Source organism: Streptomyces chengmaiensis (genome assembly GCF_029846775.1).
In the GTDB taxonomy this organism is placed as follows: domain Bacteria; phylum Actinomycetota; class Actinomycetes; order Streptomycetales; family Streptomycetaceae; genus Streptomyces; species Streptomyces chengmaiensis.
Map to the genome: position 1 here is coordinate 31,294 of NZ_JARWBG010000052.1, position 12,644 is coordinate 43,937.

Below are 12,644 nucleotides of genomic sequence, written 5' to 3' on the forward strand. Positions count from 1 at the left end.
AACCCAGGAGTGCACTGGGGGAGGTACAGCGTTCGCCATGCCTCTCAACCGAACATAGCTCGATCGGACGGTTCGCGGCACCCGCTACCAGCACGTACCTCCATTCAGGGGCTATTCGCCTCTCATCACCTGCAACGCTGCAACTTCTCTGTCAGTTCCGGTTTATTTCGAAGGGCCGAGGGACAAAGAAGGGCCGAAGGACAAAGAAGGTACGGCGACGACCGCGGCGCAGAGCCGCTCAGCTGCGGTTGCCCCGGCTCCGGCGGCCGCGGCTGGGATTCCCCCTGCGTCGACGCCCGGAGAGACGGCACGGACCGCACGTGCCGCCTCCGCCAGCGACGCCCCCGTGGTCATGAGATCGTCCACCAGCACCGGCCTGCCCGCCGCGAGGAGCCGCGCCGCGCCCGCGGGCGCCTGCAGTGCCCCGGCGAGGTTGGACAGCCGCTGCGACGCCGTCAGACCGGACTGGTCGGCCACGGCGCGCCGCTGGCTCAGCACGCTGAGCACTGCCGCACGCGTCCCCGTACGCCGCAGCTCCCGGGCGGCCGCGAGGGCCATGCGCCGCGTCGCGTCCTGACCGCGCGCCCTGACCGTTCGCCGCGACGACGGCACCGGTACCAGCAGCAGCGTTCCCGCGCCGCCCGGAGGCCGCCCCACGGCGGCCCGCACCGCCCCCGCCAGCGCGACGCCCAACGGACCGGCCAGCCCCAGCGCGCCCCGCTCCTTGTGCGCCAGCAGCACAGCCCGCACCTGCTCCGCATACGCCGCCGCCGCGTATACGGCGGGCAGGCCCACCGGCTCGGGCCGCGGCCGGGCCCGTCGCGCCGCCGCCCCGTACAGTGCGTCGCCGCACCTGCCGCACAGCTGCGTACGAGGAGCGCCGCAGCCGCCGCAGGCCATGGGAAGCACCAGTGAGGAGATCTCCCGCCACCACCATCCCCGCATGGCTCCACCATGGCGGGCCCGGCCCCGTCCGGCCACCCCTGTGGACAACCGGCGCGGCCGGGCAGTCGGCCCGGCCGACCCGCCCCGGGGCGACCGGCTGCTAGCCGGGGTAGACGGGGGAAGAGCCGTGCTCCTTCTCCACCATGGTCTGCCAGTTCCCGCCCGCGGGCCGGCGCACGATGCCGTCGTCCTCCGAGTAGGCCACCAGCGGACGCTCCGGATCGTCGGAGGCCGCCACGGACTTCACTCCGTTCAGCCCGGGCAGGCTGTCGGGCGGGCTGGAGCCGTCGGTCCGCAGGTAGCGAACCTGCTGCACACCGCCCGCCTCCTTGCCGACCACGACCAGCCGGCTGGGCCCGGCCCAGGAGACGGCGGTGACCGTCTCCATCTGCGGCGCCGCAGGCCGCAGCTCCGCCACGGACACCACCGGGTCGTTCTTCGGACCCGAGCGCTCCACCCGGCCGATGTTCAGCGTGGTCGTGTCGCCCTTCTTCAGCAGCAGGGCGATGCGCACCCCGTCGGCGGACACCTTCAGCGCCTCGATGCGGCCGCCGTCCAGCCCCGGCACGATCTTCACCTTCTGGGGCTCGCCGGTGCCTCCCGGGAGCCGCAGCAGCGCCGGATCGGCGGGGTTGCGGTCGGCGACCCACAGATCGCCCCGCCCGTCCCAACTGGGTGCGGACAACCGGTCGTGTTCGTTCTGCCCGCGGCTCTCCAGCACGGGCGCCCCCGGTTCGCCGTCCGAGACGATGGACGACACGAACAGCCGGCGGGAGTCCTTGGAGACGGCCGCGGCGTTGTGCTCATCCCGCGCCACGGCGACGGCGCTGACGGGCAGCCTGCCGTCGCCGAGGGGACCGGTTACGAGCTCCGGCTCGGTTATCTCCTTGGCCGCGCCCGAGAGCACCGCCAGACGGCCCTTCTCATCGACGAAGTACTGGTTGTCGGGCCGGCCGGAGAGCTGGTCCGCTGCGAACTCCTCCGCCTGGCCGCGGCCGAGCACACACAGCTGCGAGCCGTCGCTGCGCTCCAGCTCCACCTGCTCCACTCGCGTGGACGTCACGTCCCTGACCGTGAACAGGATCTGCGCCGCCATCTTCACGCACTGCGGCCTGCCCACATGAGAGGCCTTCTCGTTGAGCGGCACCCTCAGGGTGTTCCGGTCGTCGAAGGTCAGTGAGGTGACGCCGTCCTTCAACGCCGTACCGGTGGGGAACGGCGACTCGACGACCGGTCTCAGCCAGTTCGTCGGACCGTCGAGCAGTGACTTGACCGCCTGCGCGGTCGCGTCCATCCCCGTCACCGGGTCCTGCTTCCGTCTGATGTAGATGGGGTCGGCGACCACCACGTCACGCCCGGACGCGAAGTAGTAGTTGTTGATCGAGACGAAATTGCGCTGGAAGTCCGACGCGCCCAGCACCAGTCCGGCGGGCAGTGCGTCGATACGCCACTCCTTGCCCTCGGGAGTGGTCTGCAGGGACAGATGCAGACTGCTGCGGTAGTCCCGGGGAGCCATCGGCTGATACGCCTGCTGCGCGTCCACGGCGGCGATCTGCCTGCCCCGCAGGGGATACCCCATACCCGGCTCTCCACGACTGCCCGAAGCCGGCTGGCCCACATCCGGCGCGGCCGCCAGGACCGTGGTGCCGTCCCCCGGACGCCATTGCTTCGACGCCTTCGCCGTCAGATACTTCCGCGCGGTGGCGAAGTCCGCGTCATCACTGGTCATGGCCTCGAGGAAGCCCGTGACGATCTCCTCGGGCTGCGCTCCCTTACGCGGCGGCACCGCATACACCCGTACCTGTGAGTCCCCGCCCTGGGCCTTCACCGGGTGGATGTCGCCGCTGTCGGGCATCGAAGCACATCCGCTGATCAGCACACCGGCGCCGGCGAGCAGCACAAGGGCGCGCCGCACGCCTCGACGGCCGAACTGCCGGGGGTCAGCGGCCACGCCTGGTGTCCTCCCGCTCTGCGGAACGGTTCGCGGACCGTTCCGATGCCTTCTTCTCCTGCGGGGCCTTCTTCTCCTGCGGAGCCTGCTGCTTGTGCGGAGCCTGCTGCCGCTTCTCCCTGGGGGCCGGCGCCGCGCCGGTGCGCGACGTCCCGGCGGGCCGTGCCACCACGCGGGCGCCGCCGCTGCCGGGAAGCGCCGCCGGATCCACCCCGGTCGGCGTGCCCGAGCCGGGCAGAGGGCCGCGCGGCGGCACGGGAAGCGGTGTGCCGTCCGACAGGTGCGACGGGGGCGCGGAGGCGAACATCTGCCCCTTCGCGCCGGTCGTCGCGGCTGACTCGGCCGACCGGGCCCGTTCTCTGCTCTGCCGGGAGTCCTCGGGCTCCAGCGGTATCGGCGATCCGCGCAGCGGCTCGTCCGCCGTGCGCGGCAGGGTGAGCCGGAACTGCGAGCCCCCGCCGGGCTCGCCCCAGGCCTGGAGCCAGCCGCCGTGCAGACGGGCGTCCTCGACGGCGATCGACAGACCGAGCCCGGTGCCGCCGGTGGTGCGGGCCCGCGCCGGGTCGGCTCGCCAGAACCGGTTGAACACCCGGGTCGCCTCGCCCGGCTTCAGACCCACGCCATAGTCCCGCACAGCCACCGCGACTGCCCCGCCGGCCGCGGCCATGCGCACCACCACATCGCGCCCCTCGCCGTGCTCGACGGCGTTGACGACGAGATTCCGCAGGACGCGCTCGACCCTCCGGGCGTCGGCTTCTGCCACGATCGGCTGGTCGTCGCCGACGACCCGGATCCTGCTGCCCTTGCGTTCGGCCAGCGGCTCCGCCCCGCCGATGACCCTGCGCACCACTTCGCGCAGGTCTATCGCCTCGGCCTCCAGGGCTGCCGCGCCCGCGTCGAACCGGCTGATCTCCAGCAGATCCGACAGCAGCGACTCGAACCGGTCGAGCTGATCGCCGAGGAGCTCCGCGGAGCGGGCCGTGACGGGGTCGAAGTCGCTGCGCGCCTCATGGATGACGTCGGCGGCCATCCGCACGGTCGTCAGCGGCGTACGCAGCTCATGGGAGACGTCGGAGACGAACCGCCGCTGCATCCGCGAGAGCTCCTCCAGCTGCTGGATCTTGAGCTGGAGGTTCTGCGCCATCTTGTTGAATGCCTCGCCGAGCCGTGCGATGTCGTCCTCGCCGGTGACCTTCATCCGCTCCTGGAGCCGGCCCGCGGAGAGCCGCTCGGCGATGCCCGCGGCCATCCGCACGGGTGTCACGGTCTGCCGCACCACCAGCCAGGCGATGGCGCCCAGCAGCACGACCACGAACAGCCCTGCGGTCGCCAGCGTGCCCCGGACGAGGTTGAGCGACTGCTCCTCCTGCGCCAGCGGGAACACGTAGTACAGCTCGTAGGGGTTGCCCTCGATGTCGTTCAGACGGGTGCCGACGACCAGCCCGGGCTCGGCCTCGCGGTCGCTGTTGTACTTGATCTGCAGATAGGTCTCGAAGGTGCCGGTCTCCTGGTCGACGGCCGTCCGCAGCTCACGCGGGATGCTCGCCGGGTCGACCGTGCCCGTCGTACGAGGCCCCCAGCCGGTCGCCCCGTCGGACTCGGGGCTCAGCGCCACCACGTTGTACGAGCCCTGGCCGCCGCTGGCGAGCTGCTCCACCAGATCGGACCGCCAGGTGGCGCCCGCGGTGCGCCCGTCCGTGGCTGTCCCGTCCTGTCCGGCACCGGGGGCTACCGGCGCGTTCGCCTTCTCCCGCGCCACGGCGAATCCGCCGGCCGCCTGGCTCTGCGCCGCCTTCGCCTTGGCGTCCAGCAGTCCGTTCCGTACCTGACCGATGACGACGAAGCCCAGCAGGATCACCACGCCGAGCGACATCAGCAGCGTGCTCACCACGACCCTGAGCTGGATGTTCCGCCGCCAGAGCCGCACGGCGGGCAGCAGCGGCCGACGCACCCAGCGCATGACGAGCCGCAGCACCGGCCCGCCCGACGCGCCGTCCTGGAGGAGACGGCCGCCGTGCCTCAGCCGGTCGAGGCGCGAGGGCGCACGCCCGGAACCGGCAGCCCGCTCCGCACGGACTCCCGGCTCCCCGGGCTTCGGAGCAACGCCGCCGGGGGGCATGTCAGCTCGGCCCCGCCTTGTATCCGACGCCACGCACGGTCACCACGATCTCCGGGCGCTCCGGGTCCTTCTCGACCTTGGAGCGCAGCCGCTGCACATGCACGTTCACCAGCCGGGTGTCTGCCGCGTGCCGGTAGCCCCACACCTGCTCGAGCAGGACCTCGCGGGTGAACACCTGCCAGGGCTTGCGCGCCAGGGCGACCAGCAGATCGAACTCGAGCGGGGTCAGCGCGATCGACTGGCCGTCCCGCTTCACCGAGTGACCGGCCACGTCGATGACCAGATCGCCGATCGTCAGCTGCTCCGGAGCGGGCTCCTCGGACCTGCGGAGCCTGGCCCGGATACGGGCGACCAGCTCCTTCGGCTTGAACGGCTTCACGATGTAGTCGTCGGCACCGGACTCCAGACCGACCACCACGTCCACCGTGTCGCTCTTGGCCGTGAGCATCACGATCGGCACTCCGGACTCTGCCCGGATCAGCCTGCACACCTCGATGCCGTCCCGTCCGGGCAGCATGAGATCCAGCAGCACCAGATCCGGCTTGGTCTCCCGGAATGCGGCAAGCGCCTTGTCGCCGTCCGCTACGAACGACGGCTCGAACCCTTCACCACGCAGCACAATGCCGAGCATCTCGGCCAGTGCGGTGTCGTCGTCGACGACAAGGACTCGTCCCTTCATAAACGACATCATCCCATTAGCTAATCGTTACCTGGCGTGACCTGGCACACAAACGTGCCAGCGCGCCCCCGGTGACCGGGGGCACCGCACCTTGCTCGGTGACGACGGCCGTCACCAAATCCGGCGGCGTGACATCGAACGCGGGGTTGTACGCCTGCGCTCCCACCGGCGCCGCCGCCGGCCCTCCGCCTGCCCCTGCCAGGGCATTCGGAGCTATGACCTCCGTCACCTCGTGGCCCGGTCGCTGCTCCACCTCTATCGCTTTTCCGTCCGCCGTACCGAAATCGACCGTCGTGGTCGGCGCGACCACGACGAACGGCACATGGTGATACTTGGCGAGCACCGCCAGCGGATAGCTTCCAGCCTTGCTCACCACGGACCCGTCCGCGGCGATCCGGTCGGCCCCTATCAGTACGGCATCGACCTCACCTGCCGCAAAGAGCGAGCCTGCTGCACTGTCCGTGAGCAGGGTGTACGTCATCCCATGGCGGCCCGCTTCATAGGCGGTCAGCCGGGCGCCTGCAGCAGCGGCCTGGTCTCGCCCACCCACAGCCGCCGCAGCCGCCCGCTGCGGTGCGCCCGCAGCGCCACGGCGAACGCCGTGCCCTCGCCCCCGGAAGCCAGCGCTCCGGAGTTGCAGTGGGTCAGAATCCGAAGTCCGCCGCCCGGGAGCAGCTCGTCGAGCAGCGCCATCCCATACTCCGCCATCCGGGTGCCGGCGCGCGCGTCCTCCCGGTGCAGCTCCTTCGCGGCGGCGAGCGCAGCCCGGGCCGCCTGTACGGCGTCCGCGCCGGATTCCACCGCCGCCCGGTGGGCGTCCTGCGCGCGCCGCACCCCATACCCCACGTTCACCGCGGTCGGCCGCGCCCGCTCCATCAGGGCCGCCGCCTCCTCGACGTCAAAGCCCCTGGCGGCCGCCAGAGCCACTCCGTAGGCCCCGGCGATGCCCAGCAGCGGCGCACCGCGCACGGCCAGCGACTCGATCGCCCCCACCAGCATCGGCACATCGGTGCAGACCAGCCCGACCTCTTCGGCGGGCAGCCGCGTCTGGTCGAGCAGCACCAGCACGGGCCCGTCCTGCGACTCCTCCCAACGCAGCACCGGCAGCGGCGTGGGCCCGGCAGTCACCGGGTTGTGCGCGTACTGATCAGCCATCCGCCCAGTCTGCCCCGTGACGCACTGACAATGAAGGCGCGGAGGAGATACGCGAAGGAGACACAGGGCCCGGTCCGCCGCAAGGCGACGCGTGGCACGATGGCTGCCAACCTGCCGCCTCGGCGGACAGGCGGAAGACGTGAACGTGCCGGCTCACGGAGCCGGTCCCGCGACCAATCCATGAGGTGGACGACCGTGAACGACTCTCCGGGCTGGGCCTCGCCCGGATCTGCTCCCTCCGGCGGACAGGACTCCGCCTCCGGTACCCCTCGACCCGCCGGCCCCGCCGCCGAGCAGGGCACGGGGGCAACGTGGTCCAGCGAGCAGCCCCCTCCGGGGCAGTGGTCCGCCCCCTCCGGCCAGTCGGCACCGCCTCCTCCTCCCGCTCCCGGCTGGGGCGGGGGCCATCCGCACGGCGCCTGGGGTCGGCCCCCGGCGGCAAAGCCGGGCGTGATTCCCCTTCGCCCACTCGGCGTCGGCGAAATCCTGGACGGCGCCGTGTCCACCCTGCGCGCCCACTGGCGCACGGTCCTGGGCATCACCATCACGGTGTCGGTGATCACCCAGATCGCCAACATCCTCGTCGAGCGCTATGCGCTGCCCGAGCCGCCCGCGGTCAACCCGAACCCGACGCCTTCCGAGGCCATCGACCAGTCCATCGAGTCCCTGCAGTACAGCCTCACCTCCCTCGGGCCCGCACTCTTCATCACCCTCATCGGAACCCTGTTCACGACGGCCCTGCTGACGGTCGTGGTCAGCCGTTCCGTGCTCGGCCGGCCGGTGACGCTCACCGATGCATGGCACGAGGCACGGCCGCGGCTTCCGCAACTGCTCGGCCTGACAATGCTGCTGCCTCTGATGAGCGCCGGCATCATGGCTGTCGGCCTTCTCCCGGGGCTGCTGCTGGGCGATGGGTCCGGCGTTCTGCTCACCATGCTCGGAGGCATCGCGGCCGTCGTCGTGATCCTCTGGCTGGTGGTCCGCTTCGCTCTCGCCTCGCCCGCGCTGATGCTGGAACGTCAGGGCGTCATCCCCTCCCTGCGCCGCTCGGCCAAGCTGGTCCGCGGCACCTGGTGGCGGGTCTTCGGGATCCTGCTGCTCACGATGGCGTTGTTGTTCGTCATCTCGTTGATCATCATCGTGCCGTTCGTCGTGATCGCCCTCATGGCGGACAGCAATGGGTTCGGCGACCTCCTCAACGGCTCCGATCCCCAGTTCGGCTGGGCTTACCTGATCATCACAGGCATCGGCTCGGTCATCGCCTCCGCCATCACGTATCCGATCTCCGCCGGTGTCACCGTCCTCCTCTATATCGACCAGCGCATCCGCCGCGAGGCACTCGACCTCGAGCTCGCACGGGCGGCCGGCGTGCCCGGATATGGCTCCGAGCCACCCGGCGGCAGCGACGCGTCCGGGAGCTGATGCCGTGTCCACGGGGGACAGGGCCACCGCGCGGGCACTGCTCCGGGCAGGCGACGACGTCCCGGTCGACACCCCCCGCGTACCGGCCCGGGAGGCAGCGGAACGGGAACTGTCCAGGCCGATGTACCACGAGGACGATCCGAACCTGCTCCAGCGCGCCATCGACCGCTTCTGGGAATGGGTCGGCGGCCTCTTCGACACCGCATCAGACGCTGCTCCGGGCGGCGCACTCGGCGTCGCCGTCATCGTCCTGGCCGTCCTCGCCCTGATCGCCGCCCTGTGGTGGCGGCTGGGCACCCCCCGCAGGACGGCGGCCACCGCGGACGCGCTCTTCGACGACAGACCCCGCAGCGCCGCCGAACACCGCACCGCCGCCGAGGAGCACGCGGCGGCCGGCCAGTGGAACGACGCCGTCCAGGAACGGATGCGGGCCATGGTCCGCGCTCTGGAGGAGCGTGCCCTCCTCGATCCGCGCCCCGGCCGCACCGCGGATGAGGCCGCCGCCGAAGCGGGCCGTTCCCTGCCCGACCACGCCGACCGACTCTGTGTAGCCGCCCGCGAGTTCGACGACGTCACATACGGCGGGCGTACTGCGGACCGCCAGGCGTACCAGCGGCTTCGCGATCTGGACCAGGAGCTGGAGCGCAGCAACCCCCGGCTGGATGACACCGTCCCAGGGGCGGTCCCATGACCGACGCCGTAGGCACCACTTCCACCGCTCCCACCACACACAGGATGTGGAGGCGCGCCCGCGGTCTGCTGATCGCGCTCACCCTCCTCATCGTGGCGGGCGTCGCCATGGCCGCGCTGCGCTCCGGGGATCAGCACGGCCGCCTCGACCCCCGCTCCGCCGACCAGTACGGCAGCCGAGCCGTCGCCGAGCTCCTCGACGATCACGGCGTCAGTACGCGTGTGACGACCACCCTGGATGAAGCCACTGCCTCGATGGACGACACGACCACGCTGCTGGTGACCCACCCGGATCTGCTGACGGTCAACCAGCAGGACACGCTGCGTGCGGCGATGGCCTCCTCCGCCGGGCGGACCGTGCTCCTGTCCGCCGACTCGTCTCTCGGCATCCTCGCTCCGGAGGTCCGCTCCGAGGGCTCGACCTCGGTGTCCGCCCGGGCCCCGGAGTGCGCCCTGTCGGCCGCCGTTCGCGCCGGCGGCGTCGACCTCGGCGGTCAGCGCTACTCGACCGACACGCCTGACGCGGACAGCTGCTATCCCAGCGGCGGCTTCCCCACACTGCTGCGCCTCGACGGCCCCGGCGGCGACACCGTGCTGCTCGGCGCCCCCGATATCCTCTACAACGACCGTCTGGACGAGCGCGGCAACGCCTCTCTCGCTCTTCAACTCCTCGGCTCTCGCCCCCATCTGATCTGGTACCTCCCTTCGCTCAGCGACAGCGTCGCCACGCCCGAAGGCGACAGTTCCTTCTTTGACCTCATTCCGCCCGGCTGGATCTGGGGTGCTCTCCAGCTCGGCGTCGCCGCAGCCCTCGCCGCCGTCTGGCGCGCCCGACGCCTGGGCCCGCTGGTCACCGAGCAGCTTCCCGTCGCCATCAGGGCGTCCGAAGCGACGGAGGGCCGCGCCCGTCTCTACCGCAGAGTCAACGCCCGTGGCCGAGCCGCCGTGGCACTGCGCGCTGCCAGCCGGAGACGGCTTGCCCCGCTGCTCGGCGTGCCTCCAGCCGATGCCGACTCCCCCGGCGTACTGCTCGCTGCGTTCTCCGCCCGCCTCCCCGACAGCGACCGGGACTTTCGACACCTGCTCTTCGGTCCGCCTCCGGCCGACGACGCCGCACTCGTCCAGCTCGCCGATCAACTCGACGCCCTCGAAAGAGAGGTACGCACCTCATGAGCGCCCCGACCCCCGAGTCAACCGAGAGCTCGGACCGCGCCCGCTCCTCCCTGGAGGCTGTGCGGACCGAGATCGCCAAGGCTGTGGTCGGCCAGGACCCTGCCGTCACCGGGCTCGTCGTGGCCTTGCTCTGCCGAGGTCATGTCCTCCTGGAAGGGGTTCCGGGCGTCGCCAAGACACTCCTGGTCCGTGCTCTGGCCGCCTCTCTCGAACTCGACACCAAACGCGTCCAGTTCACGCCCGACCTGATGCCGAGTGATGTGACGGGCTCGCTCGTCTATGACGCACGCACCGCCGAGTTCTCCTTCCAGCCCGGCCCCGTCTTCACCAACCTCCTCCTTGCCGACGAGATCAACCGGACCCCTCCCAAGACCCAGTCCTCGCTCCTTGAGGCGATGGAGGAACGTCAGGTCACGGTGGACGGAACACCTCGCCGGCTCCCGGACCCCTTCCTCGTCGCCGCGACACAGAACCCGGTCGAATACGAAGGCACCTACCCCCTTCCCGAAGCCCAACTGGACCGTTTCCTCCTCAAGCTGACAGTCCCTCTGCCATCTCGCGAGGATGAGATCAACGTTCTCAGCCGACATGCTGAAGGCTTCAATCCACACGATCTCCACGCCGCCGGAGTGCGCCCCGTCACCGACCCCGCCGGCCTTGAGACCGCGCGCGCCGCCGTCGCCAAGACCGCGGTCTCCGATGAGGTCGTCGGCTATGTCGTCGATATCTGTCGTGCCACTCGTGAGTCCCCCTCGCTCACTCTGGGTGTCTCGCCTCGTGGCGCCACCGCTCTCCTCTCCACAGCGCGCGCCTGGGCCTGGCTGACCGGTCGCGACTACGTCATCCCCGACGATGTGAAAGCTCTCGCCCTGCCCACGCTGCGCCACAGGATCCAACTCCGCCCTGAGGCAGAGATGGAAGGAGTCACCAGCGACTCCGTCATCACCGCAATCCTGGCCCACGTCCCGGTCCCCCGTTGAGGCGCTGACCCATGGCCCTCACCGGACGAACCGCGCTTCTCGCCGCTCTCGGCTCACTTCCTGTGGGCATCCTCGCGCCCAGCTGGACGGGGATGCTGGCCGTGAACGCCCCCCTGTCACTGGCAATCTTGTGCGACTATGCCCTCGCCGCGCCAGTACGAACCCTGCGATTCACCCGAACCGGTGATACAACAGTTCGACTCGGGGACGATGCCAAGATCGATCTAACGATCACAAACCCCTCGCGGCGCCGTATGCGAGCGCATGTCCGGGACGCTTGGCCTCCGAGCAGCTGGCCGGCGGGCACCGATCAGAGGGCGTCCCGCCACAGCGTCACCGTCCCCGCAGGAGAGCGCCGCCGGATCACCACGGTCTTTCGCCCCACCCGCCGCGGCGAGCGGCAGGCAGACCGCATCACAGTGCGCTCCTACGGGCCGCTCGGTCTCGCCGCCCGCCAAGGCAGCCACCAAGTTCCCTGGGTTCTGCGCGTCCTGCCGCCCTTCACCAGCCGCAAGCACCTGCCGTCCCGGCTGGCACGGCTCCGCGAACTGGACGGCCGCACCAGCGTTCTGACGCGCGGACAGGGCACCGAGTTCGACAGCCTCCGCGACTACGTACCGGGCGATGACACCCGCTCGATCGACTGGCGGGCGACAGCCCGGCAGAACGCCGTGGCGGTGCGCACCTGGCGTCCCGAGCGTGACCGCCACATCCTGGTCGTCCTGGACACCGGCCGCACTTCGGCCGGCCGCGTCGGAGACATCCCCAGGCTCGACGCAGCCATGGACGCCGCGCTGCTGCTGGCCGCGCTGGCCTCGCGGGCGGGTGACCGGGTCGACCTACTGGCCTATGACCGCCGCATCCGCGCTCAGGTCCAGGGCCGCTCCGCCGGGGACACTCTGCCCGCCCTGGTCAACGCACTGGCGACCATCGAGCCTGAACTGGTCGAGACGGATGCCCGGGGCCTCAGCGCCGCGGCGCTCGCATGCGCTCCCCGGGGATCGCTCGTCGTCCTGCTCACGACGTTGGACGCCGCCCCCATTGAAGAGGGCCTGCTGCCCGTACTCCCGCTGCTCACTCAACGGCACACCGTGCTGGTGGCTTCCGTGGCGGATCCCCGGATCTCTGAGATGAGCCACCGCGGCCGCGGCACGATCGAGAACGTGTACGAGGCCGCGGCGGCCACGCAGGAGCAGTCCCGGCGAGCCCGCACGGCAGCACAGCTTGAGCGCCACGGGGCCACGGTGGTCGACGCGACGCCGGAGAATCTCGCCCCGGCTCTCTCCGATGCCTATCTCGCGCTCAAGGCCGCGGGCCGGCTCTGAGCATGAGCCCCGCCGACCGCCCGCAGGGCAACGCAAAAAGGCCGTAGGCCCCCGGACCAAGTCCAGGAGCCTACGGCCCAATAATTGTTCGGCGGCGTCCTACTCTCCCACAGGGTCCCCCCTGCAGTACCATCGGCGCTGAAAGGCTTAGCTTCCGGGTTCGGAATGTAACCGGGCGTTCCCCTAACGCAATGACCACCGAAAC

Annotated in this window: 9 protein-coding genes, 1 rRNA gene and 1 pseudogene; 5 read left to right on the top strand and 6 right to left on the bottom strand. The window is 70.9% G+C overall.

Features of this window, described 5'->3' with window-relative positions:
• Positions 1-162: 162 nt before the first annotated feature.
• The 5 genes and pseudogenes from QCN29_RS30085 to mtnA all read right to left on the bottom strand — a co-directional run bounded on the left by QCN29_RS30085 (position 163) and on the right by mtnA (position 6,849).
• Positions 163-945, bottom strand: a complete 783-nt coding sequence (locus QCN29_RS30085) for a ComF family protein (protein WP_279932132.1) — start codon at positions 943-945, stop codon at positions 163-165.
• A 100-nt stretch (positions 946-1,045) separates the two neighbouring features.
• Positions 1,046-2,896, bottom strand: coding sequence for an LpqB family beta-propeller domain-containing protein (locus QCN29_RS30090; RefSeq protein WP_279932134.1), 1,851 nt, complete (start codon positions 2,894-2,896; stop codon positions 1,046-1,048).
• Positions 2,886-5,015: an MtrAB system histidine kinase MtrB gene (gene mtrB / locus QCN29_RS30095; RefSeq protein ID WP_279932135.1), complete on the bottom strand. Its 2,130-nt coding sequence runs from the start codon at positions 5,013-5,015 to the stop codon at positions 2,886-2,888. Before mtrB ends, QCN29_RS30090 begins: the two co-directional genes overlap by 11 nt.
• 1 nt (position 5,016) lies before the next feature.
• Positions 5,017-5,706: a two-component system response regulator MtrA gene (gene mtrA / locus QCN29_RS30100; RefSeq protein ID WP_191870552.1), complete on the bottom strand. Its 690-nt coding sequence runs from the start codon at positions 5,704-5,706 to the stop codon at positions 5,017-5,019.
• Positions 5,707-5,710: 4 nt separating this feature from the next.
• A pseudogene (mtnA, locus tag QCN29_RS30105) lies at positions 5,711-6,849 on the bottom strand (S-methyl-5-thioribose-1-phosphate isomerase).
• A gap of 195 nt (positions 6,850-7,044) precedes the next feature.
• Here mtnA and QCN29_RS30110 point away from each other — a divergent pair.
• From QCN29_RS30110 to QCN29_RS30130, 5 genes are read left to right on the top strand one after another with little or no spacing between them, the layout of a single operon-like run.
• Complete coding sequence (locus QCN29_RS30110) at positions 7,045-8,271, top strand: glycerophosphoryl diester phosphodiesterase membrane domain-containing protein (RefSeq protein ID WP_279932136.1); 1,227 nt, start codon at positions 7,045-7,047, stop codon at positions 8,269-8,271.
• Positions 8,228-8,962 carry a DUF4129 domain-containing protein gene (locus QCN29_RS30115; RefSeq protein WP_398860256.1) on the top strand — a complete coding sequence of 245 codons (735 nt, stop codon included), beginning with the start codon at positions 8,228-8,230 and terminating at the stop codon, positions 8,960-8,962. Before QCN29_RS30110 ends, QCN29_RS30115 begins: the two co-directional genes overlap by 44 nt.
• Entirely contained in the window at positions 8,959-10,134 is a 1,176-nt protein-coding gene (locus QCN29_RS30120) for a DUF4350 domain-containing protein (RefSeq protein WP_279932138.1), read from the top strand. The genes QCN29_RS30115 and QCN29_RS30120 overlap by 4 nt, the downstream gene beginning before the upstream one ends.
• Positions 10,131-11,114, top strand: a complete 984-nt coding sequence (locus tag QCN29_RS30125) for an AAA family ATPase (protein ID WP_279932140.1) — start codon at positions 10,131-10,133, stop codon at positions 11,112-11,114. Before QCN29_RS30120 ends, QCN29_RS30125 begins: the two co-directional genes overlap by 4 nt.
• An 11-nt stretch (positions 11,115-11,125) precedes the next feature.
• Positions 11,126-12,439 (top strand): DUF58 domain-containing protein, encoded by a 1,314-nt coding sequence (locus QCN29_RS30130; RefSeq protein WP_279932141.1) that lies wholly within the window; start codon positions 11,126-11,128, stop codon positions 12,437-12,439.
• 86 nt (positions 12,440-12,525) lie between these two features.
• Here the strand turns inward: QCN29_RS30130 and rrf are convergent.
• Positions 12,526-12,642, bottom strand: a 5S ribosomal RNA gene (gene rrf, locus QCN29_RS30135).
• Between the last annotated feature and the right edge of the window lie 2 nt (positions 12,643-12,644).

Excerpts from the sequence above, each read along its gene's own strand:
- QCN29_RS30085 (WP_279932132.1), bottom strand. The coding sequence starts at position 945 with ATGCGGGGATGGTGGTGGCGGGAGATCTCCTCACTGGTGCTTCCCATG.
- mtrB (WP_279932135.1), bottom strand. The coding sequence starts at position 5,015 with ATGCCCCCCGGCGGCGTTGCTCCGAAGCCCGGGGAGCCGGGAGTCCGT.
- mtrA (WP_191870552.1), bottom strand. The coding sequence starts at position 5,706 with ATGATGTCGTTTATGAAGGGACGAGTCCTTGTCGTCGACGACGACACC.
- QCN29_RS30115 (WP_398860256.1), top strand. The coding sequence starts at position 8,228 with ATGGCTCCGAGCCACCCGGCGGCAGCGACGCGTCCGGGAGCTGATGCC.
- QCN29_RS30120 (WP_279932138.1), top strand. The coding sequence starts at position 8,959 with ATGACCGACGCCGTAGGCACCACTTCCACCGCTCCCACCACACACAGG.
- QCN29_RS30125 (WP_279932140.1), top strand. The coding sequence starts at position 10,131 with ATGAGCGCCCCGACCCCCGAGTCAACCGAGAGCTCGGACCGCGCCCGC.
- QCN29_RS30130 (WP_279932141.1), top strand. The coding sequence starts at position 11,126 with ATGGCCCTCACCGGACGAACCGCGCTTCTCGCCGCTCTCGGCTCACTT.